The sequence below is a fragment of the Streptomyces sp. B5E4 genome (assembly GCF_039871555.1).
Lineage (GTDB): Bacteria > Actinomycetota > Actinomycetes > Streptomycetales > Streptomycetaceae > Streptomyces.
On record NZ_JBDPMI010000026.1, the window covers coordinates 35,225 to 59,006 of the forward strand.

A 23,782-nucleotide genomic window follows, 5' to 3' on the forward strand; every position below is an offset into this window, starting at 1 on the left:
GAGGGAGTCGAGGGACTGGCGGGGCACGGGGAAGGGAAGGGAACGGGACGCCATGACGGCGAACGGCACCATCCGGTACTGGGCGGCGGCCAAGGCCGCGGCGGGCACGGCGGAGGAGCCCTACGCGGCCGACACCCTGGCCGAGGCGCTGGCCGCGGCCACGGGCCGGCACGGGGAGGGGCTGGCGCGGGTGCTGGCGCGCTGCTCGTTCCTGGTGGACGGGCGGGCGGTGGGCGCGCGCGACCACGCGGGGGTGGCGCTGGCGGACGGGGGGACGGTTGAGGTCCTGCCCCCGTTCGCGGGAGGCTAGGCGCACGATGAGCGACGAGAGACACGACCCCACGCCGTGGCCGGCGGCCCCGCCGACGCCCGCGGGCTGGGCCCCGTACGAGGAGCCGCGCGAGGGCGCCGAGGCCGGCACCCCGGGCGGGCACACGCGGTTCCCGCCGGCGGCGGGCCAGGGCGACGACGGGTACGGGGGCCCGGAGACCCAGTTGGGGATGGCCCTGCACGAGGAGTCGGCGGCGGCCCAGCAGACGTCGTACCTGCCCCCGGTGACCGACGCGGGCCCGTACGGGGACGCCTACGGCGGGTCGACGGGTGCGGGCGGGCACGGGGCGCCGTACGGCGGCGGCCAGGATCCCGCGGGCGCGGGACAGCCCGGCGTGATCGGCGCGGGGTACGGCGAGGGCCCGTACGGCGGCGGGCAGGGCTCCCCGGCCGGGGGGCAGCCGGGACACGGCCGTGGCCAGGGCTCCGCGGACGCGGGCCGGCCCGGCAGGCACGCGGCGCCCTACGGCGGTCACGGCCGGCAGCAGCCCGGCGGGCCGGGGGCCTACGGCAGCGGCTCGCTCGGCGGTGGTACGGGCCCGGGCGGGCCCCCGCAGGCGTACGCCGCCGGAAGTGCCGCCCCGGGCACGGCGTATCCGGCACCGGCCGGGAGCGACGGCCGCGGCGCGGCGGCACCGCACGGACCGGGGGCGGTCGAGGAGACGGCCTACATGCCGCCGGTGACGGACGCCGGGCCCGCCGGATACGCCGGGACCGGCGCCGGGGCGGCCGAGCAGACCGCCTACCTGCCGCCGGTCACCGGACACGAGCCCCCGGGCGGGGGCGGCGCCCAGTGGCCCGACGGCTGGGACCGCGGCGGCACCGCAGCCCACCCGGGCACCGCAGCCGGGCACCCCGGGACCGCAGCCGGGGCCCACGGCCCCGCGGCCGGACATCCCGGCGCCGCCGGACACCCCGCCGACGTCCACCCCGACGTCCCCGCCGCCGGCGGCCACAGCCGCCCCGGCACCCCGGGCGCCGGCTTCCCCGGCCCCGGCGGCCCCGAGACCGGGACCCTCTACGGTGCCCCCGCCCTCCGCCGTCCCAAGCCCCCCGCCGAGGTGCTCCGCGAGGAGGGCACCTCGGTGCTCATAGCGCCCGGGCCGCAGCCCGCCGCGCTCACCGCCGTGCTCGCCGCACTCCTCGCCGTCGCCGCCGCGCTCGACGTGCGGCCCGGGCTCGCCGTCGCCGTGGCCCTGCTGCAGGGCGTCACCGCCGCCGGCTGGTTCCGGCTGAACGGCATGTGGCCCGCCCGCGAGGGCATCGCGCTGGCCGCGGCCGCCGGGCTCACCGCGACCGGCGCCGTCCTCGCCGTCGACGAGGACGACGCCGTGATCGCCGCGCTCGGCTCCCTCGGCGGCTGGTTCCTCCTCATCGCCCTCGTCCAACTGCGCAGCACCAGCGCGCCCAAGGAGCGCCTCACCGCGCTCAACGTCGCCCTCGCCGCCGCCACCCTCGCCGTCCTCGCCTCCGGCTACCTCGCCGCCGAGCGGCACGCCGTCGTCGTCGGCGCCGTCGCGGTGGCCGCCGGGACGCTGGGGCGCGGAGTGCCGCTGCCGCCGAAGGCCTCGCCCGTCGCCGCGGTCGCCGCGGCCGGGGCCGGCGGTCTCGCGGCGGGACTCGGCACCGACATGGGCGCGGCGGGCGGGCTGCTGGGACTGGCGGCCGGGGTGTGCGTGCTCATCGCGGTCCGGGTGGCGAGCTACGACTACCCGTCGCGGTTCGTGCACATGACGGCCGGGGTCTCCCTGCCGCTCACGCTCTCGGTGCCCGCGGTCCACCTGCTCGGGCTGGCCCTGCTCTGACCCGCCGCCGCAGGCCGCCGCTCCCGCCAACCTGCGGGTACGGAGCCGTCCACCTGTCTAAGCTCTCAGGCACGACCGACCGGGGGGCGGAGAACCGATGCGCGCGTTGAGGATCACAGCGGTGGTGCTGGTCGTGGTCGCCCTGCTCACGCTCGCCGCCGACCGCATCGCGCTGAAGCTGGCCGAGTCGGACGCGGCCGACCGCATCGAGAAGGAGTACGGACTCTCCCAGCGGCCCGAGATCGACATCAAGGGCTTCCCCTTCCTGACGCAGGTGATGTCGCGCGAGTTCGAGGCCGTGGACGTACGGATCGACGGCATCGACGCCGTCGGCAGCGGCGGCCGCGCGCTCCGGCTGGACGGCGTGCGCGGGGAGCTGTCGGGCGTGCGGATCGAGGGCGACGACTGGGACCGGGCGACGGCGGACAGGGCCGACGGCAAGGTGACGATCACGTACGAGGACATCTCCGCGGCGCTGCCGGTGGTGGTGGTCTCGTACGGCGGGAAGGGCGCGGCCGGCGAGAACAAGGTGAAGGCGACGGTCGGCACGACTTTCCTCGGGCAGCGGCTGGAGGAGTCGCTGCTCGGCAAGGTCAGCGTGGTCGACGGCGACACGATCCGGCTGCGCGCCACCGGAGTGGACAAGCTCAGGGGCGTGCCGGGCCTGGAGGACTACGTACGCGACCACATGGACTACAACTGGACGATCAACGACCTGCCGCCCGGGATACGCCTGACGGACGTCGAGGTGACACAGGACGGCATCGTCGTCACGGGCAGCGGCAAGGACGTGGAACTGGGCGACGAGCGCTCGGCCAAGAAGTAGGGCCGCCCCCGCACCCACCCGCACGGAGGCACCGACACGGCCGCCGTACGCCCCCGGACACCCGCTCCCGTCCGTAAGCTGAGACCGCCGCGTCCGTACCGCAGAAACCCCGCCCCCGCCATCCCCCGCGGGACCCTCCCCCCACCTCCCCCACCCCGACCTCGTCCCATATTCCGGACGAAGCCGTCTCATGATCCGACACAACGGTGACACATGCGCACGTCCCTCCGTACGATCGACCGCATGCTGTGCTCGATGAGCGGTCCCCGCCCCAGGGGACAGGCAGATCACCTGACCCAGCGGCGCGCCGTCGACCTGTGCCGCGTCGCCGCCATGCTCTGTCGCACCGCCTGACCGGGGTCCGGGTCCGCAGCTCCCGCCCCCAGCCGGGTCAGTGCCTCCCCCCGCACCGCCCGCCCGGCTGTCCGCACACTCCGCCCCCGGCGCTCCGCCCTGCCTGCTGCGTGCGCCGGCGGCACACCCGCCGTACCCCTGTCCCAGCGCTCCGGAGGAGAGAAGCAGATGAGTCGCCGCAGTGACGTCCTGGTGGACGCCGACTGGGTCGAGGCCAACCTCGACAACCCGAAGGTCGTCCTCGTCGAGGTCGACGAGGACACCGCCGCGTACGACAAGAACCACATCAAGAACGCCGTCCGCATCGACTGGAAGACCGACCTCCAGGACCCGGTGCGCCGCGACTTCGTCGACCAGGCCGGCTTCGAGAAGCTGCTGTCCGAGCGCGGCATCGCCAACGACGACACGGTCGTCCTCTACGGCGGCAACAACAACTGGTTCGCCGCGTACGCCTACTGGTACTTCAAGCTCTACGGCCACGACGACGTCAAGCTCCTCGACGGCGGCCGCAAGAAGTGGGAGCTGGACTCCCGCGACCTGGTCGCCGAGGTGCCGCAGCGCGCGGCGACCGCGTACAAGGCCAAGCCGCAGGACACCGCCATCCGCGCCTTCCGCGACGACGTCGTGGCCGCGATCGGCACGCTCAACCTCGTCGACGTCCGCTCCCCCGACGAGTTCTCCGGCAAGCTGCTGGCCCCGGCGCACCTGCCGCAGGAGCAGTCGCAGCGCCCCGGGCACGTGCCCACCGCCCGGAACATCCCCTGGTCGAAGTCGGCCAACGACGACGGCACCTTCAAGTCGGACGAGGAGCTCAAGGAGCTGTACGAGGGCGAGGGCGTGGACCTCTCCAAGGACACCATCGCCTACTGCCGCATCGGCGAGCGCTCGGCGCACAGCTGGTTCGTGCTGCACGAGCTGCTGGGCCAGGAGAACGTCAAGAACTACGACGGCTCCTGGACCGAGTACGGCTCGCTCGTCGGCGTGCCGATCGAGCTGGGCGCCAACGACTGACCGCTGACCGCCCGGTCACACCCCGAGAAAGGACACCACCCTTCATGTGCGGAGCCAAGGCAGGCGGCCCCGACGCCGCCAGCGTCAAGGCCGGCGAGACCACCATCCAGGGCTCCGTGACCCGCGACGGCGAGCCCGTCACCGGTTACGTGCGGCTGCTGGACGCCTCCGGCGAGTTCACGGCCGAGGTTCCGACCTCGGCCACCGGCCAGTTCCGGTTCTACGCCGCGGAGGGCACCTGGACCGTACGGGCCCTGGTGCCCGGCGCCACCGCCGACCGCACCGTGGTCGCCCAGCAGGGCGGCCTCTCGGAGGTCGCGATCGCGGTCTGAGACCGCGCGGTCCGCGCGAAGCCCCGCACCGCCTCCCGGGCGTACCGTGGAGGTATGCGGGGCTTTCGCCGTTCCGGCGTCCACACGGACCCCCGCGTGCCGCGGAGTCAGCCGCGGCGGCGGAGGCGTTACTTCCTGCTGATGGGCACCGCGGTGCTGCTGTTCGTCCTCGCCGGGGCCGTCGCCCTGCCCTTCTCCACAACCGCCGCCCTCGTCATGTGCGTGGTCGCGGCGGCCCTCGTGCCGGTGGCGGTCATCGTCGGCAACCTGCGGGAGGAGGGCGACACGTGGTGGGACGAGAAGTGAAACCGCGGACCAGACGTGCGGTGCGGCAAAAGAGGACGCACGCCCGGCAGCCGGGTCAGTAGACGAGAGCCTGGCTGCCGTCCGCCATCGCCTCGCTGACGAACACCTGCGCCCCCGCGATCCGTACGCCCTCCAGCACGTCCTTCTCCTCGATCCCGCGGCGCGCGGCGCACTGGGTGCACAGCGTGATGTGCCCGGTCGCCAGCACCCCGTCGATCAGCTCCGGCAGCGGTGCGGCGTGCGGCAGCTCGAACTCCGCGGCCCGCCCGGGCAGCGCGAACCACGCGGACTCCCCGGTCAGCCAGAGCGACACCTCCACGCCGCTGGCGGCGGCGACGGCCGCCACCGTGAACGCCTGGGAGCAGCGCTCCGGCGCATCCGTACCCGCGGTCACCTTGATCACAAGCTTCTTGGCCATGCGCCAACTGTAGGGACTGCCGCGAGGGTGACGTTCTGGCGCCGCCGCGCGCTGTACAGGTATGGACCGGAGCAGGGGGCGCTTGTGACCTTTCCCGACGGAACGAGCGGCCCGCAGGCGGCCGACGACCCGCCGACGACCAGGCTCACGCCGATCAGACCCGACACCCGGCCGCCGGGGACCTCGTCGTACGGGACGTTCGGGAGCGCGGCACAGGGTGCGTACGGGAGCACGGCACAAGGCGCGTACGGCACGGCCGCCGACGCCGGAGCGGCGCCGGCCGCGGGCACCCGGCCGCGCCGCCGCGGGAAGCGCACCGCCCTGCTGCTGGCCGCCGCCGTGCTGGCCGGCGCCCTCGGAGGCGTCACCTACGGCTACTTCGAGCAGGCCGGCAACCCCCCGACCCCGCTCCCCCCGCTCAACCAGCCCGGCCTCGCCCACCCCGAGGACCCGCTGCCCGACGACGAGGTCGAACCGCTGTCCGCCGCGCAGGACCGCCGGGTGAAGACGGACGGCGACCTGCGCGAGCTGCTCGTCTCCCGGCCGGCCGGGACGGTCGACGCCGAACTCGACGTCGGTGGCGAGGGCGAGGGCTGGCTCGCGCCGTACGAGGTGGCGGCCGGCACGGGTGCGCCCGGGGAGGTGCTGACGTTCATGCTGGAGAACGGGCTGCGGCGGACCGCGTTCACCTCGTGGCGCAACGAGGGGGACACCGAGTCCGTCGTCATGGTCAACCTCTTCCAGTTCCGCAACGACACGGCGGCCGGGTCCGTCGACTACCTGGAGAACCAGCAGATGTTCTCCTCCCTCGGCCCGAACGGCCGGGTGCCGACCGTGTCGCTGAAGGGCTCCGCCGACGGCAAGGCCTACTTCCCCGAGGAGCCGTACGAGGAGGTGGGGGTGCCGCCGCTCTACCAGGGCATGGCCCTCGCGCGCCGCGGCGACATCGTGATGGAGATCTACCTGATCGAAAGCTCCCCGCTTGAGCAGAAGGACCTGACGACGATCGCCGAACGCCAGTTGGAGCGCCTGTGACCGGCCACTACCCCGGACCCGTCCCGCCGCCGGCCGCCGCGCCCGCCCCGCCGGCGCCACGGTCCCGGCGGCTCGTGCCCGTCGTGCTGGCCGCGGTGCTCGTCGCCGGGGCGGCGGCCACCGGGGTCGTCGCCACCGCGCTGAAGGTGCAGGACGCCGACCGCGGCGCCGGCAGCACCGACGTCTGGAAGAAGCCCGGGGAGCGCGGCCTCGACGGCGACGCCGCCAAGGACCCGGGCGTCCCCGCGCCCCCCGGCGGCCCGATCGGCAAGGCGCTGCTGCCGATGCCGGCGGGCTACCACCCGGGGCCGGACATCGACGGGTTCGGCAACGACACCGTCCTGACCGCCAAGCAGGCGGAAGCGGTCTACAAGCAGAGCGCGCGCGGACTGCCGCCCGACCAGCGGCGGATGCAGCTCGACGCGCTGGACGACCTGGAGCTCAAGGGGATGGCCATGCGGTCCTACGCGGCCGACGAGGCCGACCTCGTCGTCGAGGTGCAGCTCGCCGAGCTCTCGGGCGAGGGCAAGGCGGCGGGGCTCGCGGCCGTACAGGAGGAGCTGACGCGCACGATGGACCTCTTCGAGGAGGGGCCGAAGGTCGACGGGCACAAGAGCGCCGCGTGCTTCCTGGTGCCCGAAACCGCCCTCAGCGCGGAGGGCGACGCGGTGAAGATGATGACCTGCTCGGCGGCCAAGGGCGAGATGCTGGTCACGCTCACCGCGTACGGACCGGCCGGTCACGGCGAGCGCGCGGTACGGCTCCTGGAGGAGCAGCTCGACCACATCGACGCCCCCGGGAAGTCCATATGAGCGGCTACGACCCGACCCCCCGGCACCCGGACCCCACCCCCCTGCCGGCGCACGCCGCACCGCCGCAGCAGCCCCAGCCGCAGTACGGGCAACCGCAGCAGCCGCAGTACGCGCACCCCGCGCCCGGACCCGCTGCCCCCGCCCCCGCGTACGCCCAGCAACCCCCGTCCCCGTACCAGGCCCCGCCGCACCCCCAGCCCCCCGCCCCGCCCAGGCCGCCCCGCCGGTGGCTGCGCCCCGCCCTGCGCTGGGGTGCCGCCGTCCTTCTGCTGGCCGGCGCCGCGTTCGGCTCCGCCTACGCCGTCACCGGCGCCGAGCGCGGCGACCTGCCCGGCCTGGCCACCGACGGCGACGGCCGCTGGGACTACCCCGAGCTGGAACTGCCCGCGCTGCCCGAGGGCAAGCCGCCGCCGTTCGCGCCCGCCAACGCCGGCGAGGTCCACCACGCCGACCTCCGCGACCTGCTGCTGCCCGCCCCCGCGGGCGCCGAGGACGACGAGGAGCTGAAGACCGAGGACGGCTGGCTGGCGCCCGCCGACTTCACCTCCGTCTACGCCGAGGAGGAGCGCAAGGAGCTGCGGCAGGCGCTCACCGACGATGCCGTACGCCACATCGCCGCCACCGGCTGGACCATGCCCGACGGCACCCGTGCCCGGATCTACCTGCTGCAGTTCAACACCGGCTCCCTCGCCGCGCACTTCTACGACGAGCAGCTCGCCGGCGGCATCTCCACCGCCCGCGACCTGACCGGCGCCCCCGAGGTGGCGGTCGACGAGCGCTGGTCGGACAAGGACCAGTTGCCGGAGATGGAGCTGTACGTGTACGACGAGGCGAAGCCGCGCGGCAAGGAGCACGTCCGGCAGGCGTACGTCGTCGCCGGCGACACCGTGGGCCTGGTCACCGTCGAGGCGCCCGAGGAGGCGGAGCTGGTCCCGTTCCAGCAGACCCTGGTCCTCCAGCACCAGCTCCTCGGCTGACGCCCGCCGGGCCGGTGCCGGGCCCGGCGGTTAGACTCGGCGGCGGTACGTCCCTCATCGTTACGGAGCGCCCTCGTGCTTGTCGTCACCTTCGACATCCTGCTCGTGCTGGTCTGCGTGGGCACACTCGCCTTCGCCGGCCTGGTCGTGAAGAAGCTGTACCAGGGCCAGCGCTGACGATGCCGATCGAGATCCCCTCCGACCTGCACAAGGACCTGGTCCCGCTGGCGTTCCTCCTGGGCGACTGGCAGGGTGCGGGCGTCTTCGACTTCCCCGGCAGCGAGAAGTGCAACTTCGGCCAGGAGGTGCGCTTCGGCCACGACGGCCGGGACTTCCTGGCGTACACGTCGTACACCTGGGTGCTCGACGAGGACGGCGAGAAGGTGCGCCCGCTGGAGAGCGAGTCCGGCTACTGGCGGATCCGCCCCGGCCGGCAGCTCGACGTCGTCATGGTGCGCGACCAGGGCGTCGCCGAGGTCTGGTACGGCGAGCTGGCCGAGGGCAAGCCCCAGCTCGACCTGGCCACGGACGCGGTCGCGCGCAGCGAGACCTCCCCGCCGTACGCGGGCGGCAAGCGGCTGTACGGGTACGTGAACGGCGATCTGATGTGGGTCGGCGAGAAGGCCACGCCGGAGGTGGAGCTGCGCCCGTATATGTCGGCCCAGCTCAAGAAGGTCGTGAACCCGCGGGAGTGGGCGAAGGACCTCAAGGACCTCCCGGACGACGGGATCGCCTTCTTCCGCTGAGCCCGGCGCTCGCCCGGCCCCGTCCGGGGCCCTTTCCGGCAACCGGCCGGGGTTCCGCCGCAACGCTCATACACTTGAGCCGTGGAGACCACCGACTGGAAGCGCGACCTGCGCGAGCGCGGCTACCGGCTGACGCCGCAGCGGCAGCTCGTGCTGGAGGCCGTCGACTCCCTGGAGCACGCGACACCCGACGGCATCCTCTGCGAGGTCCGCAAGACCGCCGCCGGCGTGAACATCTCCACGGTCTACCGCACGCTGGAGCTGCTGGAGGAGCTGGGCCTCGTCAGCCACGCGCACCTCAACCACGGCCCGCCGACGTACCACATCGCCGACCGCCACCACCACCTGCACCTCGTGTGCCGCGTCTGCGACCGGGTGATCGAGGCGGAGAACGCGGTGGCGGAGCCGTTCGCGGAGACGCTGCGGCAGCGGTTCGGCTTCGAGAGCGACGTGCAGCACTTCGCGATCCTCGGCCGCTGCGCCACCTGCGCCGAGTCCGGTACGTCCGGCCCCTCCGCCGCGTCCCGCCCCTGAGCCCCCGCGCCCCGGAGGCCCCGCGGCCCCGAGAGGCCCTGAACGCGGCCGAATCCGGCCCGTGACCGCGGGTGCCCACCCGGACGTACTCTTGAAGCATGAACGCGCCTTCTCCCCTCCTCTCCCTGCCCGGGGCGGTCGCCGCCGAGGCTCCCGACGAGGGCGTCGCCGCGCACTACGGCGATCTCTTCCGGGAGCAGCGCGCGCTGGACGCCGGCGAGGGCTTCGTCGACCTCTCCCACCGCGGTGTCGTCTCGGTCACCGGCCAGGACCGGCTGAGCTGGCTGCACCTGCTGCTGACGCAGCACGTGGAGGCGCTCGCGCCGGGGCACGCCACCGAGGCGCTGGTGCTGTCCGCCCACGGGCACATCGAGCACGCTCTGTACCTCGTCGACGACGGCGAGACGACGTGGGCTCATGTGGAGCCGGGCACGCAGAAGGACCTCATCGCGTACCTGGAGAGCATGAAGTTCTTCTACCGGGTCGAGATCGCGGACCGTACGGACGACCTCGCCGTCGTCCATCTGCCGGCCGGCTCCATCGCGGAGCCGCCCGCGGGCGTGACCGTCCGCGAGACGGCGTACGGGCGCGACCTCTTCCTGCCGCGCGAGACGCTGACGGACTTCGCCGCCGCCGCGGGCCCGCCGGCCGGGGTGCTGGCGTACGAGGCGCTGCGGGTGGCGGCGCACCGGCCGCGGCTGGGCCTGGAGACCGACCACCGCACGATCCCGCACGAGGTGGGCTGGATAGGCACCGCGGTGCACCTGGAGAAGGGGTGCTACCGGGGGCAGGAGACGGTCGCCCGGGTGCAGAACCTGGGCCGGCCGCCGCGGCGGCTGGTCTTTTTGCACCTGGACGGCAGCGAGGTCACGCTCCCGCCGCACGGGGCGGCGGTCCGGCTGGCGACCGAGGAGGAGGGGCGCAAGCTGGGCTTCGTCACGACCTCGGTGCGCCACCACGAGCTGGGGCCGATCGCACTGGCGCTGGTGAAGCGGAACGTTCCGGCGGACGCGGCGCTGCTGGCGGACGAGACGGCGGCGGCGCAGGAGACGGTGGTCGAGCCTTAAGGCCGCGGGGGCGGCGCCCCCGACGCGGGGGCGTGCTCCCGTGCGCCTCGGATGTCGCGCGCGCCCCCCGTGCCCCGCGCGTTGCGTACATGTGTGCGCCGCGGGTTCGTACGCCTTGTGCCGAACGGCCCGTACGGCTCAGACCTCGACCAGCACCGTGAACGGGCCGTCGTTCGTCAGCGTCACGCGCATCTGCGCGCCGAACGCCCCGGTCGCGACCTGCGCGCCCAGCGCCCGCAGGTGCGCCACGACCTCGTCGACCAGCGGCTCGGCGACCTCCCCGGGCGCCGCCGCCTGCCAGGTCGGCCGGCGCCCCTTGCGGGGGTCGCCGTAGAGCGTGAACTGGCTGATCACGAGCAGCGGCGCCGACACGTCCGAGCAGGACTTCTCGTCGTCCAGCACCCGCAGCGTCCACAGCTTGCGCGCCAGTTGCGCGGCCTTCGCGGGGGTGTCGTCGTGGGTGACGCCCACGAGCACGCACAACCCTTCGCCGATCACCTCTCCGACCGTCTCGCCGCCGACCTCGACCCGCGCGCCGTCCACCCGCTGCACCACCGCTCGCATACGTCGCATTATCCCGAGGGCGCCACGTGCGCCGCCGTGCCCCCGGGCGCCGCAATGTGCGCGGGGCCGAACGGGCGCAGTCTCCCTGCGATTCGACCGTGTGCAATGGCACGATTGCCTACGGTGTCCGGAAGGTCGCCACGCCGACGCGGCATCTTCGGACGAAGGGGAACTGACACTCGCATGAGCTCTCCCGGAGCCGGGCGGCCCACGCCGCCCGTACCGACCGCGCGCAGCAGCCCGCCCGCCGACCGCCCGCCCCGACCGCCGGGGCCGCGCGCCCCGGACGGCGGGCCGACCCAGGCGGCCCAGGCAGCCCAGGCGGCGCGGAGCGCGGCGCCCGCGCCGGCCGGGGCCGCGCCGGCGGGGGCCGGTGCCACCGCCGTGCTCGCCGCCCCCGATCCCGCCACGCCGCCCGCGCGGCTCGACGCGCTGGGCCTGCCCGAGCTGCGCCTGCTGCGCCGCTCCGCGCAGCAGGAGGAGGCCGACCTCAGCTACGTACGCCGCCTGCTGCACGGCCGGATCGACATCCTCCGCGCCGAGCTGGGCCGCCGCGCGAGCCCGCACTCGCCGGTGCTCGACCGGCTCCCCGAGATCCTCACCGACGGCCCCTCGCCGCGCCCGGCCTCGGCCCGGCACGTCACGCTGGGCACGCCGCTGCGCGAGGAGTACCGGGAGCTGGCGGAGGAGATGCTCGCGGAGGTCGCGCTCTCCGACCTGTCGGCCCGTACGGACGAGGAGCTGCACCAGGGCCTCGCCCGGCTGGCCGGCTACGAGGCCCGGATCTCCGGCCGCCGGCAGCGGCTGCAGCGGACGGCGGACGAGTGCAGCGCCGAGATCGCACGCCGTTATCGTGAAGGGGAGGCGCAGGTCGACGACCTGCTGTCCTGAGTTCTGACCGAGCGACGGAGCTTCAGATCCCGAGGCCGTCCCCGGCACGGAAGGCGCCCGCGCATGCACGACAACACCTGGATATCCCCGCCGCCGGTCCCCGGTCCCCCGGCGCCCGGGGAGGGCGCGCACGCCGGTCCCGCGCCCGTGCTGGCGGAGGTGGTGCGCTCCGGCTTCGCCGAGGGGCGGCACCGCGGGTCGCTGGTGCTGCTGGGTCCTGACGGCGGGGTGGAGCGGGCCTGGGGGGACGTGACGGCCCAGGTGTTCCCGCGTTCGTCGAACAAGCCGTTCCAGGCGGCGGCGGTGCTGCGGGCGGGGGCCCGTACGGACACGGGACCGCTGGCGGGCGCGCGGCTGGCGCTGGCCGCGGCCAGCCACTCGGGCGAACGGTTCCACGTGGATCTCGTACGCAAGATGCTCGCCGGGTCCGGACTCTCCGAGGACGCCCTGCAGACCCCGCCCGACCTGCCGCTGGACCCGGAGGAGCGGGAGGCGTACCTCGCCGCCGGAGGGCGGCGCGACCGGGTGACCATGAACTGCTCGGGCAAGCACGCCGCGATGCTCGCGGCCTGCGTCGCGAACGGCTGGCCGCAGGCGTCGTACCTCGCCGCCGACCATCCGCTGCAGCGGCTCGTGCGGGAGGTGGTGGAGGAGACGGCGGGCGAGGAGGTGCGGCACGTCGGCGTCGACGGCTGCGGCGCCCCGCTGATGTCGCTGTCGCTGACGGCGCTGGCGCGCGGCTTCCGGCGGATGGTGGTGGCCGCGGAGGGCACGCCGGAGCGGCGGGTGGCGGACGCGATGCGGGCGCATCCGGAGTACGTCGCGGGGACCCGGCGGTGGGACACCTGGCTGATGCGCGGGGTGCCGGGCGCGCTGGCGAAGGTCGGCGCTGAGGGCGTGCAGGCGGTGGCGCTGCCGGACGGGCGGGCGCTGGCGTTCAAGGTCGACGACGGGGCACTGCGGGCCGTGGGTCCGGTGCTGGCGCGAGGGCTGGCGCTGCTGGGCGTACGGTCGCCGGTGCTGACCAGGATCGGGGCGGCGCCGCTGCTGGGCGGCGCGGAGCACGTCGGGGAAATTCGCGCGACGTTCTGACGCCCGCCACCTAACGTGGGCGGATGATCGATAACTCCGGCACAGCTGTTCACCCCGCGGGCGTGGTGTGGTCATGAGCGACGGCATCGAGATCCGCACGCTCACCGAAGGCGACGTGGACGCCTGGATGCGCGCGCTGCACACCGGCTTCCTCCGCACCCCCGCGGTCACCGAGGAGGACGTGAGGCTCTTCGTGGCCGAGCGCGACCTCGCCCGGGTGCGGGGCGCGTACGACGGCAGGCGGTGGGTCGGCACGTACCGCAGCTTCGATCAGGAGCTGACGGTGCCGGGCGGGGCGGCGGTGGCCTCGTGCGCGGTGTCCAGCGTCACGGTCTCGCCGACGCACCGCAGGCGCGGACTGCTGAGCCGGATGCTGCGGGACGACATGGCCGCGGCGAAGGAGCGCGGCGACGTGGTCGCCAGCCTCGTCGCCGCCGAGTATCCGATCTACGGCCGCTACGGCTTCGGCCCCGCCACCTGGACGACGAGCTACGACGTGACCACCCCGCGCGCCCAGCTCGACCCGCGCTACGCGGGCCCGGACGACGGCGGCACCGTCGAACTCCTCGACGCCGCCGAACTGAGGGCGATCGCCCCGGCGCTGCACGACCGCTTCCGCCGGCTGGTTCCGGGCGCGGTGAACCGGAGCGCGTACCGGTGGAAGGTGCACACGGGCGAGGTCCGCTTCAGCATCGACGGGCCGTGGCACGAACCCTTCTACGCGATGTACCGCTCGGCGGCGGGCGAGCCGGAGGGCATCGTCACCTACCGCACCAAGTGGGGCGACTGGCCCGGCAAGCTCTCCGACGACGAGCTGACGGTGACCGACCTGATCGCCGTCACGCCCGCCGCGGAACGGGCGCTCTGGCGCTACCTGGTCTCCTTCGACTGGATCACGACCATCCATACGGGCCACCGGGCGCCCGACGATCTCCTCCCCCTCTACCTAGGTGACCCTCGGGCGGCCCGGGTGACCACGCACGCGGACTACCTGTGGCTGCGGCCACTGGACGTCCCGCGTCTTCTGGAGGCCCGCACCTACGCGGCCTCCGGCTCCCTGGTACTCGACGTACACGACCCGGCCGGCCTGGCCGGCGGCCGCTTCCTGCTGGACGCCGGCGGCGCGGGCGACACCGGCTGCGTACCCACGGACCGGCCCGCCGACCTCGCCCTGAGCGTGGCGGAGCTGGCGCGGCTCGCCCTGGGCGACGAGTCCGCGGTACGGCTCGCCGCCCTGGGCGTGGTCGACGAGGAGCGCCCGGGCGCCGCCGCACGGGCGGACGCCCTGCTGCGCACCTCGCGCCGACCGTGGTGTCCCGACATGTTCTAGATTTCCTTCTGCCTCACTGCCCGGCCGCGGCGCGGCCGGGCTCGGCGGACTGGAGCAGCAGCACGGCGAGCGCGAGGCCGCCGATGGTCATGCACGTGACGTTCTGCGCCTTGAGCCCCACGAGCAAGGTGGTGAGCCCGATCGCTCCCACCGTGCCGAAGCGCCATTCGACGAAGCGCTCGAAACCCACGAGCAGCGCGGACAGAGCCAGAGTGATTCCGACCGGCATGGTGGGTCCCTCCCTTCTGCGAACGCAGTGGTCCCCCCTCCCCCCATGCGCCTTCGGACAGCGGGAGAGCGCGAGCCCCGGGCGACGACCATCACCGCCAACTTCCTTCAGTTGCCCCCAGGGTCGCAGAGTTGGTAACCAACTCTGCTTAACTTGTGCCCAGTTGGTAACCAACTCAAAACATTCTGGAGACAACCCCCGCCGGTTGGCCAGAAGTTGTAAGGTTGGCGAGGTGAGCAGGGACCAGCATTCGGCAACCGGCGGCCGGACCGCACGCGACCGCGTCGCCGACGCACTCCGCGCACGCATCGACTCCGGCGAACTGCGCCCGGGCGACAGCCTGCCGACGCAGAAAGCCCTGATGGAGGAGTTCGAGGTCGAACGCGGCGTGGTCCGCAAAGCCCTCGACCTCCTCAAGCGCGAGCACCTGCTCGCCGACGTCGGCAGGGGTTCGCCACCGACGGTGGCGGAGCCGGCCGCCCCCCGCGACGGGGCTCCGGCGCTCACAGCGGACGGGATACTGGCAGAGCGGCTCGACGTGGCATTTCAGGCCACCCACGTCACCCTCGACGTCTTCAGCCTGACCACCGAGACCCTCAAGGAGGCGATCACTCCTACCCTGATGGCCATCAGGGCCGGCCGCGCGGCTCCCCGCTCGGTCACCTGCCGCCTCATGGTCCCCAGCCCCGAGGCTCACCTGGCACTCCCCCGCCTGGTCGACGCCCCGGCGGATCCCCGCCCCCTCAAGCGCCTCAACCGACTCATCGAACTGCACGCGCGCGCCTTCGCGCACAGCGTGCAGTTCCTCAGCGAACGCGGCCTCGTACAGGAACTCTCCGTCGAGGTCCGCGGCGTGGCCATCACCCCGACCTCGAAGCTCTACGTTCTCAACGGCACCGAGGCCCTCACAGGCTTCTACGAGGTGGTCCCCAACCGCGTCCCCACCCCGGCAGGTGACGGCCACATGGACATCTACGACGTCCTCGGTCTCCACTCCCACCTGTTCCGCTACTCCGCGGGCCCTCACAGCCGTGGCAAGAGCGACGTGGACTTCGTCGAGCACTCCCGGTCGTGGTTCGAGTCGCTGTGGACGAACATCGCCGAGCCGTACCCCTTCGGCTACTGAGCCGTGGGACACGGCAACGCCACCGGCAGCGCAAGCAGGGGGATCGGGCAGCGGCCCGGCGCACTGTCCGGTGATCAGGAGATGGGCCATACCTCGCCTCCGGGATCGCACATCGTCACTCGCTGACCTTCGACGGTGCGAATCTACGGAGTTGCACCAGTTGCACGCAGCGGACAGCGACACCGAAGATGCCCGGTTTCGTCACCTCAAAAGGCAGGCGCCGGCCTCGACAGCATTGACAACTGCTCGAAAATGACAGGGCGTTGTACCTTTCTGAGATGCATCAAGCTGCAGCGGGGGATGGCGCCCGTGCTCCCGCCTTCCAGCGGATCGCCGACGACCTCCGCCGCCGGATCAACGAGGGCGAGTTTGCCGACGACACCACTCTGCCCACCCAGGAGTCCCTGGCCGACCGGCATCATGTCTCGCGGCCGACCGTTCAGCGAGCCATCGACCTGCTGCGCAAGGACGGTCTGGTCGACGCCCCGAAGAAGGGCCGCCCGCCCAAGGTGCTGCAGACGGCTCCGGCTCCGGACGACCCGGCTCCGGTCGACTGCCTGATGCGGGCCTTCGGCGAAGACGACGTCACGCTGGACGTGGTCTCGGTAACGATGCAATCGCTGGTCAACGCCTTGAAAGAGCCGTTCCAGGCGGTTTCCCGGGGGAGCCTGACGCCGGCCAGCATCACCGTCAGGGCACTGATCCCCCGACGGTCGGCGTTTCAGGATCTTCCCCGGCTCATCCAGCAGCCGCAGGACCAGCGACCGGGCAATCGGCTGCACGAGATCGGCAACAGCTTCGCCCGGGTGCTGTGGGCCGATCTGAACCACCTGGAGGAGACCGGCCGGGTCAGGGTTTCCGTGCGGATAAAAACCACGGGGCAGCTCCCCGGACACAAGTTCTACATCCTGAACAGCGCCGAGGTCCTCTTCGGCGCCTACACGGTGCAGCCGAACGAGGTCCCGCTCGATCCCGGCTCGGAGAGACGTCACGCCATCTACGACGTCCGCGGCATGGAGACCCCGTTGCTGCACTTCCACGGGACCGAGTACGGCGGCGGCACGCATGAGGCGGCCTTCATCGACCAGCAGCGCGCGTGGTTCGAGACGCGTTGGGAAACCATAGCCGTACCGTGGAGCGGATGACCGTGACTGCCCTGGAAGAAGTGCTCGAATCGGCAAAGTGCGTGTTCTTCGACTTCGACGGCCCCGTCTGCCGGTTGTTCTCGGCGTATCCTGCGGCACACGTCGCCGGGCAGCTCCTCACGATGCTGGACGGCCACGCACCCGGCCTGCCGAGCTCGTCCGAGCACGACCCGAACGACCCTCTCAGCATCCTCTCAGCGGCCCGGAAACGGTTCGATGACGACATGGTCCAGAACGTGGAGAGGCGTCTGACGGGGGCGGAGAAGGAGGCGGCCGCAACCGCCACCCCCACTCCGTACGCCCACGAACTGATCGCCGAACTACACACGCTCGGACGCACCTTGGCCATCACGTCCAACAACTCGGCTGCCGCCATCCAGGTGCACCTGAACGGGCAGGGACTCGGCCGCTACTTCTCCCCCCACATACACGGGCGCCGACCCGACGGATCCGGGCTGAAGCCCGACCCCGACTGTCTGTTGCGCGCGCTCGAGTCGACCGGCACGACGCCCGGTGATTGCGTGATGATCGGCGACACGCCGTCCGACTGGCAGGCCGCAGAAGCCGCGGGAGTCGCCTTCATCGGCTATGCACGCGCAGCCCACAAAGAGCAGGCCCTCCGGGAGGCAGACGCACCACTCACGGTCGGTTCGCTGGAGGCCGTACTCCACGAACTACGCGGCACGACCACTCCGCTCTGAAACCGTCCTGACGATTGATCTGTGTCCATGGGACGCCATGCGGCAGAGGGAGTAATCTGTCCCGATCACGCCCGCAGCAGAGGACACTTCGCCAGTGCCGGCCTCCCCAGCATCCGTTCTTCAGGTCCTCTTCGCCGCGCCGGAGCAGGTCATCGGACCGCTGCCCGGATACCACCACGAGACCTACGCGGTTCGGCTGGGCGCCGCTCCAGGGTTGTTCGGGCAGTCGGCCGGGTGGGTGAAGCTGCGGGATCCCCGGCCCGGGCTGCTGTGGTTCGATCGCAGGTGCTTCGGGTCCGAGGACGACCTGCTCGCCACGCTGGCCGGTCGCGTCTCCCACATTCCCGCGGTCGGCCACATCGACTCCCTCACCGTCCAGGGCTTCATCGAAGGGTGCACGCTGGCGGAGGTCGCGCCGCCCGGGGAGGAAGTGCCCGCCGGGTTCACCGACCAGATCATCCGGCTCTTCCGGGAGCTCCTGGCCGTCGACCCCTGCGATCCCTCGCTGCTCGCCCTCCACGCGCCGATGCCGGAGGACCACGGCAGCGCGGAGTTCGCCCGAGATCTCGTCCGGTTCACCTTCACCGGCGTGGTCGAGCGCTCGCTGCCGCATTTCGACGCGCTGTTCCACAGTCTGGGCATCCACCCGGGGTCTGCCCTCGCCCCCGCGTCCGCCCTCGAAGCCCGGCTTCAGGGCATGACCCCGCGCCCCCTCGGACTGCTGCACGGAGACGTACACCGCGCGAACCTCATCGTCGACGAACACGACGCTCTCTGGGCCATCGACTGGGAACTGGCCCTGATCGGCGATCCGCTCTACGACCTGGCCACCCACCTGCACCTGATGCGCTATCCGGCCCGTCAGGAGAACGAGGTCATCGCTCGCTGGGCGGACGTGGCGGACGAGTTCCGGCCCGGCGCGGCCGCCGGTATCGGAGCGGACCTGCCGCGCTATCTCGCGTTCAAGCGGATCCAGTCGGTGTACACCGATGTGATCCGGCAGGCGTACTCGACGGAGCGGGGTGAGACGTCGACCGCCGAGGCGGCCAAGGTGATCCACACGGCGCTCGACCGGGCCGCGGACTCACTGCTGTTGCCCGCGGTGACCGGCGCCGGCGAGATCGAGCACGAGCTGCAGAGGTGGCTGACCACACCGCGGGAGCGGCGCGCGGCCAATACCGGGGGATTGCCTTCCGCATCGTAGGGTGACGGCATGAGTGGAGCCGACGAGCCCGCACACGACCCCGCCGTGTTCGAGCTGGCCACCAAGGCTTTCGAGCTTGCCCGGCAGGGGCAGACCGACACGCTGGCCGCCTATGTGGACGCCGGGGTACCCGCCGGGTTGCGGGACGACCACGGGGACACCCTCGTCATGCTCGCCGCGGTGCACGGGCATCCCGGGACCGTCGCCGCGCTGTTGAAGCGGGGGGCCGACGCGGACCAGGTCGGGGCCCTGGGCGCGACGCCGCTGGCGGCGGCGGTGCGGGCGGGGGCGGACGAGGTCGTGCGGGTGCTGCTGCGGCACGGGGCGGATCCGCAGGCCGGGTCGCCGTCGGCGGTCGCGGCGGCGCGGGCGGACGGCCGGACGGAGTTGCTGGAGCTCTTCGGCGGAGTGTGAGTCCCGCCGGTCCGGAGCCGTCCGTTGCGGCTGTCCGTTGCGGGCTGTCCCGGCCCTGTGCGGGGCGTGGGGATCACCGGTTCTCGTCGAACGCCTTCCCCGCTCGCCGTACGCCCCCTACGTCATCCGCCTCCTGAACAGCGCCGCCGCTGCCACCACCGACGCCACCGTCAGCGCCGCGCACCACGCCAGTGCCTCCCACGGGCTGCTGCCCACCGACCGGCCCAGCAGCAGTCCCCGCAGCGACTCGATCACCGGTGTCAGCGGCTGGTGCTCGGCGAAGCCGTGGAGCCAGCCCGGCATCGAGTCGACGGGGACGAAGGCGCTGGACGGGTACGGCAGGAAGGCCAGGAAGAACGTGAAGCCGCCCGCCGCCTCCGGGGAGTTGGCCAGCAGGCCGACGGCCGCCGCGACCCACGAGATGGCCGTGATCACCGCCAGCAGGATGCCCGCCGCCGCGAGCCAGCCGCCGACGCCCGCGTCCGGGCGGAAGCCGATCGCGAAGGCGACGCCGAAGACCAGCACCGTGGCGGCCAGGTTCCGCACGACGCTGGCGGCGACGTGGCCGGCGAGGACGGCCGTGCCGCCGACGTCGAGGGAGCGGAAGCGGTCGATGACGGCGCCCTTCATGTCGTCCGCGACGCTCATCGCCGTGGTGCCGGCGCCGAAGCCGGCGCACAGGACGAGGACGCCGGGGGCGACGTAGTCCACGTAGCGCCCGTAGCCTCCGCCGGTGTCGATCGCGCCGCCGAAGAGGTAGACGAAGACGAGCATCAGCAGCACGGGCAGCGCCAGCGCCGTGATCACGGCGTCGGGGTTGCGGGAGCTGAGCCGCACGGAGCGGCCGACCATCGTCGCCGAGTGGGTCAGGGCGTCAGCCATCGCGGGTCACCTTCAGGAAGACGTCGTCGAGCGTCGCGGAGTGCACGGCGAAGCGCTCGATCTGGGTGCGGTCGGGGTCGATGGCGTCGAGCAGGTCGCGTATGTGCGCGGCGCGGCCGTCGGTGGTGACGCCCAGGGTGCGGGTGCCGGGGTCGCGGCGAACGGCGAGGTGGTCCAGGGCGTGGGCCGCCTTCTCGTACGCCTCCGGGGAGACCAGCGTGAGGTCCAGCCGCTCGGCGGAGACCTGCTGCTTCAGCTCCGCCGCCGTGCCCTCGGCGACGAGCCGGCCGCCGTCGAGGAGTGCGATGCGGTCGGCGAGGCGGTCGGCCTCCTCCAGATACTGCGTGGTGAGGAAGACCGTGACGCCGGCGTCGGCGAGGCGGCGCACCTCGTCCCAGACGGCCTGGCGGCTGCGGGGGTCGAGGCCGGTCGTCGGCTCGTCGAGGAAGATCACGGAGGGGTCGCCGACCAGGCCCGCCGCGAGGTCGAGACGGCGGCGCATGCCTCCCGAGTACGTGCCGACGCGGCGCCCGGCGGCGTCGCCCGCGAGGCCGAACCGCTCCAGCAGCTCCGCCGCGCGGCGGGCGGCGGCGGGGCGGGACAGCCCCGTGAGGCGGGCGACCATGCGAAGGTTCTCGGCGCCGGTCTGCTGCTCGTCCAGCGCGGCGTACTGGCCGGTGAGGCTGATGGCCCGGCGGACCTGCGAGCGCTCCGCGACCACGTCGAACCCGGCGACGCTCGCCGTGCCCGCGTCCGCGCGCAGCAGGGTCGCGAGGATCCGGACCGTGGTGGTCTTGCCGGCGCCGTTGGGCCCGAGGAGGGCGAAGACGGTGCCGGGCTGAACGGTCAGGCCGACGCCGTCGAGCACCTTCGTGCCGCCGTACGCCTTGGTGAGGCCGGCGGCCTCGACGGCGGGGCGGGTGGGCTGGGGCACAGTTGCCCCCTTTCCGGGTGGAGGCTCCGTAGAGCCGCTTTCTGCGTATGCCATACGCACTACTGCGTAGACCATACACGACACTGCGTATGGCGTAAACTGAACACATGGACGCCGCCAGCGAGGACAAGCGCGACACCGGAGCCGTACCCGCCAGCGTCGAGGCCGTGTGGGGCCTGCGGCCGCGGCCGCAGAAGGGCCCGAAGCGCGGGCTGACGCTGGACGGGATCGTGGCGGCGGCGGTCGCGGTCGCGGACGCGGAGGGCCTGGAGGCGGCGTCGATGGGGCGGGTGGCCAAGGAGCTGGGCGTCTCGACGATGGCGCTGTACCGGTACGTGGCCACGAAGGACGAGCTGGTCACGCTGATGGTCGACGGGGCCTTCGGCCCGCCGCCGCCGCTGCCCGCGGAGGCCGAGGGCGACTGGCGGGCGGGGCTGCGGCACTGGTACCGGGCCGTCGGCACCGCGATGTTCGCCCACCCGTGGGCCGTGGCCCACGTGCCGAGCGGCGGCCCGCCGGTCACGCCGAACCAGCTCGCGGCGCTCGACCAGGCCCTCTACATCCTCCGCGACACCCCGCTCACGGAGTTCGAGAAGGTGGCCACGGCGCTGCTGGTGAGCAACCAGGTGCGCGCGGAGGTGACGATCGCCCTGGCGATGGGCGGGAGCCCGGACCTGGAGCGGCTGATGAACGAGTACAGCCGCTTCCTGCTCCGGGTCTCCGACGCCGGTGGCCTGCCCCATCTGCGTACGGCGGTGGAGGGCGGCGCCTTCGACGAGCCGGACACCCAGGCGCCGCAGAACCCGTCGGACTACGACGAGTTCGCGTTCGGCCTGGAGCGCGTGCTCGACGGCATCGAGGCGCTGATCGACGGCCGCCGCCAGGAATGATCAGGCCCTTCCGCGGGCCGGGGGCCCCGGGGGATCATGTGGCATGCGCGCGGACGGCTGGCACCTCACCGAAGACCTCGACGCGTTCCTGGCCGAAGCGGAGGAGTTCCTGCGCGCCAGGCCCGTACCGCACATCATGGCCCTGACCTGGGCGGCACGCCTGCGAGCACGCGGCACGGGCCCGTACGGCGGCGGGCGCCCGCTGCTCGGCCGGCTGTCGCGGGCCGGGTCGGTGCTCGGCGTCTGCCACCAACTGCCGGGCCGCAGCCTCGGCCTCACCCCGCTCACCGCGGAACAGGCCGACTCCCTCGCCGTGCACCTCGCGGCCCTGGGCCGCACCCCGCCGGGCGTCGGCGGCGAGCACGACACCACCAGCGCCTTCGCGACGGCCTGGCAGCGGCACACGGGCGCCACCCCGACCCCCGCCGTCCGCCTCCGTCTGCGCCGCCTCGGTACGCTCACGCCGCCGGAACCCGCGCCGCCGGGTCGGGCCCGGCGCGCGGGCGAGGCGGACCGGGACCAACTCATGGACTTCTGCCGCGGCTTCGCGGCCGACGTCGGCGAGGACGTCACCATCGACGCCGCCACCTGGCCCACGACCCGCTACGCCGACAAGCACTACACCTTCTGGGAGACCCCGGACGGCACCCCGGTCTCCATGGCCGGCGTCAACCCGGCGGTCGCGGGCCTCGCCCAGGTCGACCCCGTCTACACCCCGTCCGCCCACCGCGGCCACGGCTACGCGGCCGGGGTGACGGCGGCGGTGACCCGCGCGGCGCTCGCCGCGGGCGCCACGGAGGTGGCGCTCTTCACCGACGCGACCAACCCCACCAGTAACGCCCTCTACCAGCGCCTCGGCTACGACGTGTTCGCCGACTGGACGACGTACACGTTCGCGCAGGGCTGACGAGCGTTCTCAGCATGCCGAGCCCCGCCACGACGGCGGCGAGGTGCAGCACAGCGGCGACGGCGGGGTTCTCGGCCAGGGTGACGTCGGCGGGACGGGCCAGGGCCACGAACACCGTGAGGGGCAGCTTCCAGCCGCTCCACGCGAAGAGAGAACCGGAGCCGAGCCAGCCGGCTGCGAGCAGGAGCCGGTGGGGCACTGGGGCCGGACGTGTCCGGACGAGTGCGCGGACGGCGCCGGCCCCGGCAAGGGCCCAGAACGCGCCAAGGACGGTCAACAGGCGCCCGTCAGCGCTTCGTTCGGCCGAGTGTGCAACGCCTGCGGTGCCGCCGGCGGCCCAGTACAGCCACACCAGGCCGACGGCGGCGGCGACACCGGCCGCCCATGACGCGACGGTACGGGGACGGTCCCCGGCCCGCCCCGTGAACGCCTCCGGCCAGCGCCGCCGCAGGTAGGCGGGCAGGGCGAGGGCAAGCCCCACACCCATCGACACGAAACTGAACTGGATCAGGGCGGCTTCCCAGCCGGGCATGACCGGGTCGTCGCCGTCCGGCGAACCGCCGGGGGCCGAGTCGCCGCGCGCGGCGTCCCACAGCGTGCTGACCACGGCGTAGGGAAGGATCGACACGAGGAACCCCGACCCGACCCAGGCGCAGAACGCCACCAGCCACGCCGGTATCCGCATACCCCACGGACGTACCAGTGCGAGCCCCAGGGCGATGCCGATCCCCGCCATACCGATGGTCACGGTATTGAGGAGCAGCCAGCCGGCCAGGTCGAAGCCGCCGCCGACCGGCGCCACCCCCAGGAGCGCCCCGACCACCCAGGACACCTTGATCAGCGCATACGGCGCCAGGGCCAGCGCCGCCCCGTATCCCGACCACCGGCCGACTCGGTCCCAGGCTTCCACCGGATGTCCC

At 73.3% G+C, this 23,782-nt stretch carries 29 protein-coding genes; 23 read left to right on the forward strand and 6 right to left on the reverse strand.

The genetic code is table 11. The features are described from left to right. Positions 1-52: 52 nt before the first annotated feature. From ABGA99_RS27240 to ABGA99_RS27270, 7 genes are all read left to right on the forward strand, one after another. A complete protein-coding gene (locus ABGA99_RS27240) occupies positions 53-310 on the forward strand; it encodes a MoaD/ThiS family protein (protein WP_347575230.1) in 258 nt (85 codons plus the stop codon). A 7-nt stretch (positions 311-317) separates the two neighbouring features. Beyond that, complete coding sequence (locus ABGA99_RS27245; RefSeq protein WP_347583635.1) at positions 318-2,135, forward strand: hypothetical protein; 1,818 nt, start codon at positions 318-320, stop codon at positions 2,133-2,135. 97 nt (positions 2,136-2,232) lie between these two features. After that, positions 2,233-2,961, forward strand: coding sequence for a DUF2993 domain-containing protein (locus ABGA99_RS27250; protein WP_347583636.1), 729 nt, complete (start codon positions 2,233-2,235; stop codon positions 2,959-2,961). Positions 2,962-3,174: 213 nt separating this feature from the next. Then, positions 3,175-3,315: a putative leader peptide gene (locus ABGA99_RS27255; protein WP_347575233.1), complete on the forward strand. Its 141-nt coding sequence runs from the start codon at positions 3,175-3,177 to the stop codon at positions 3,313-3,315. A 168-nt stretch (positions 3,316-3,483) separates the two neighbouring features. Next, positions 3,484-4,326 (forward strand): sulfurtransferase, encoded by an 843-nt coding sequence (locus ABGA99_RS27260; protein ID WP_347575234.1) that lies wholly within the window; start codon positions 3,484-3,486, stop codon positions 4,324-4,326. A 44-nt stretch (positions 4,327-4,370) separates the two neighbouring features. Beyond that, positions 4,371-4,658 carry a DUF1416 domain-containing protein gene (locus ABGA99_RS27265; protein WP_101423859.1) on the forward strand — a complete coding sequence of 96 codons (288 nt, stop codon included), beginning with the start codon at positions 4,371-4,373 and terminating at the stop codon, positions 4,656-4,658. Positions 4,659-4,712: 54 nt separating this feature from the next. Further along, on the forward strand, positions 4,713-4,964 hold the full coding sequence (locus ABGA99_RS27270) for a DUF3099 domain-containing protein (RefSeq protein ID WP_347583637.1): 252 nt from the start codon (positions 4,713-4,715) through the stop codon (positions 4,962-4,964). Positions 4,965-5,019: 55 nt separating this feature from the next. Here the strand turns inward: ABGA99_RS27270 and ABGA99_RS27275 are convergent, their stop codons facing one another. Further along, positions 5,020-5,382: a DsrE family protein gene (locus ABGA99_RS27275; protein ID WP_347575236.1), complete on the reverse strand. Its 363-nt coding sequence runs from the start codon at positions 5,380-5,382 to the stop codon at positions 5,020-5,022. A gap of 84 nt (positions 5,383-5,466) precedes the next feature. On the opposite strand from ABGA99_RS27275, the gene ABGA99_RS27280 reads away from it, so the two are divergent. The 6 genes from ABGA99_RS27280 to ABGA99_RS27305 all read left to right on the forward strand — a co-directional run bounded on the left by ABGA99_RS27280 (position 5,467) and on the right by ABGA99_RS27305 (position 10,553). Continuing rightward, on the forward strand, positions 5,467-6,417 hold the full coding sequence (locus ABGA99_RS27280; RefSeq protein ID WP_347575237.1) for a hypothetical protein: 951 nt from the start codon (positions 5,467-5,469) through the stop codon (positions 6,415-6,417). Beyond that, positions 6,414-7,229 carry a hypothetical protein gene (locus tag ABGA99_RS27285; protein WP_347575238.1) on the forward strand — a complete coding sequence of 272 codons (816 nt, stop codon included), beginning with the start codon at positions 6,414-6,416 and terminating at the stop codon, positions 7,227-7,229. Before ABGA99_RS27280 ends, ABGA99_RS27285 begins: the two co-directional genes overlap by 4 nt. Further along, positions 7,226-8,206, forward strand: a complete 981-nt coding sequence (locus ABGA99_RS27290) for a hypothetical protein (RefSeq protein WP_347583638.1) — start codon at positions 7,226-7,228, stop codon at positions 8,204-8,206. Before ABGA99_RS27285 ends, ABGA99_RS27290 begins: the two co-directional genes overlap by 4 nt. Positions 8,207-8,385: 179 nt before the next feature. Then, the gene (locus ABGA99_RS27295) at positions 8,386-8,952 is read left to right on the forward strand and encodes an FABP family protein (RefSeq protein ID WP_347575240.1); all 567 of its coding nucleotides are present in this window, start codon (positions 8,386-8,388) and stop codon (positions 8,950-8,952) included. A gap of 81 nt (positions 8,953-9,033) precedes the next feature. Continuing rightward, a complete protein-coding gene (locus tag ABGA99_RS27300; protein ID WP_347575241.1) occupies positions 9,034-9,486 on the forward strand; it encodes a transcriptional repressor in 453 nt (150 codons plus the stop codon). Between the two features lie 98 nt (positions 9,487-9,584). Beyond that, positions 9,585-10,553 (forward strand): folate-binding protein, encoded by a 969-nt coding sequence (locus tag ABGA99_RS27305; protein WP_347575242.1) that lies wholly within the window; start codon positions 9,585-9,587, stop codon positions 10,551-10,553. A 138-nt stretch (positions 10,554-10,691) separates the two neighbouring features. Here ABGA99_RS27305 and dtd read toward each other — a convergent pair whose 3' ends face one another. Continuing rightward, on the reverse strand, positions 10,692-11,117 hold the full coding sequence (gene dtd, locus ABGA99_RS27310; protein WP_347575243.1) for a D-aminoacyl-tRNA deacylase: 426 nt from the start codon (positions 11,115-11,117) through the stop codon (positions 10,692-10,694). Between the two features lie 183 nt (positions 11,118-11,300). Between dtd and ABGA99_RS27315 the strand changes: the two genes are divergently transcribed. From ABGA99_RS27315 to ABGA99_RS27325, 3 genes are all read left to right on the forward strand, one after another. Next, the gene (locus ABGA99_RS27315) at positions 11,301-12,008 is read left to right on the forward strand and encodes an ABC transporter substrate-binding protein (protein ID WP_347575244.1); all 708 of its coding nucleotides are present in this window, start codon (positions 11,301-11,303) and stop codon (positions 12,006-12,008) included. Positions 12,009-12,071: 63 nt separating this feature from the next. Then, positions 12,072-13,100: an asparaginase gene (locus tag ABGA99_RS27320; protein ID WP_347575245.1), complete on the forward strand. Its 1,029-nt coding sequence runs from the start codon at positions 12,072-12,074 to the stop codon at positions 13,098-13,100. Positions 13,101-13,173: 73 nt separating this feature from the next. Then, positions 13,174-14,430, forward strand: coding sequence for a GNAT family N-acetyltransferase (locus ABGA99_RS27325; protein ID WP_347575246.1), 1,257 nt, complete (start codon positions 13,174-13,176; stop codon positions 14,428-14,430). A 13-nt stretch (positions 14,431-14,443) separates the two neighbouring features. Here ABGA99_RS27325 and ABGA99_RS27330 read toward each other — a convergent pair whose 3' ends face one another. Next, a complete protein-coding gene (locus ABGA99_RS27330; RefSeq protein ID WP_347575247.1) occupies positions 14,444-14,659 on the reverse strand; it encodes a hypothetical protein in 216 nt (71 codons plus the stop codon). Positions 14,660-14,891: 232 nt separating this feature from the next. On the opposite strand from ABGA99_RS27330, the gene ABGA99_RS27335 reads away from it, so the two are divergent. The 5 genes from ABGA99_RS27335 (at position 14,892) to ABGA99_RS27355 (ending at position 19,249) form a co-directional block, all read left to right on the forward strand. Beyond that, on the forward strand, positions 14,892-15,785 hold the full coding sequence (locus tag ABGA99_RS27335; RefSeq protein ID WP_347575248.1) for a GntR family transcriptional regulator: 894 nt from the start codon (positions 14,892-14,894) through the stop codon (positions 15,783-15,785). Positions 15,786-16,063: 278 nt separating this feature from the next. Next, a complete protein-coding gene (locus tag ABGA99_RS27340; protein ID WP_347575249.1) occupies positions 16,064-16,930 on the forward strand; it encodes a winged helix-turn-helix domain-containing protein in 867 nt (288 codons plus the stop codon). Next, positions 16,927-17,631: an HAD-IA family hydrolase gene (locus tag ABGA99_RS27345; protein WP_347575250.1), complete on the forward strand. Its 705-nt coding sequence runs from the start codon at positions 16,927-16,929 to the stop codon at positions 17,629-17,631. The genes ABGA99_RS27340 and ABGA99_RS27345 overlap by 4 nt, the downstream gene beginning before the upstream one ends. A 94-nt stretch (positions 17,632-17,725) precedes the next feature. After that, a complete protein-coding gene (locus ABGA99_RS27350; protein WP_347575251.1) occupies positions 17,726-18,835 on the forward strand; it encodes a phosphotransferase in 1,110 nt (369 codons plus the stop codon). 9 nt (positions 18,836-18,844) lie between these two features. Next, on the forward strand, positions 18,845-19,249 hold the full coding sequence (locus ABGA99_RS27355; protein WP_347575252.1) for an ankyrin repeat domain-containing protein: 405 nt from the start codon (positions 18,845-18,847) through the stop codon (positions 19,247-19,249). A 117-nt stretch (positions 19,250-19,366) separates the two neighbouring features. Here the strand turns inward: ABGA99_RS27355 and ABGA99_RS27360 are convergent, their stop codons facing one another. After that, positions 19,367-20,131: an ABC transporter permease gene (locus tag ABGA99_RS27360; protein ID WP_347575253.1), complete on the reverse strand. Its 765-nt coding sequence runs from the start codon at positions 20,129-20,131 to the stop codon at positions 19,367-19,369. Beyond that, on the reverse strand, positions 20,124-21,065 hold the full coding sequence (locus ABGA99_RS27365; RefSeq protein ID WP_347575254.1) for an ATP-binding cassette domain-containing protein: 942 nt from the start codon (positions 21,063-21,065) through the stop codon (positions 20,124-20,126). The genes ABGA99_RS27360 and ABGA99_RS27365 overlap by 8 nt, the downstream gene beginning before the upstream one ends. A 107-nt stretch (positions 21,066-21,172) precedes the next feature. Between ABGA99_RS27365 and ABGA99_RS27370 the strand changes: the two genes are divergently transcribed. Together ABGA99_RS27370 and ABGA99_RS27375 are read left to right on the forward strand one after the other, a co-directional pair. Further along, a complete protein-coding gene (locus ABGA99_RS27370; RefSeq protein WP_347575255.1) occupies positions 21,173-21,955 on the forward strand; it encodes a TetR/AcrR family transcriptional regulator in 783 nt (260 codons plus the stop codon). Between the two features lie 43 nt (positions 21,956-21,998). Beyond that, entirely contained in the window at positions 21,999-22,862 is an 864-nt protein-coding gene (locus tag ABGA99_RS27375) for a GNAT family N-acetyltransferase (protein ID WP_347583639.1), read from the forward strand. On the opposite strand, the gene ABGA99_RS27380 is transcribed toward ABGA99_RS27375, so the two are convergent. Next, positions 22,765-23,772, reverse strand: a complete 1,008-nt coding sequence (locus ABGA99_RS27380) for a hypothetical protein (protein WP_347583640.1) — start codon at positions 23,770-23,772, stop codon at positions 22,765-22,767. The two genes, ABGA99_RS27375 and ABGA99_RS27380, sit on opposite strands and share 98 nt — an antisense overlap. Positions 23,773-23,782 lie beyond the last annotated feature (10 nt).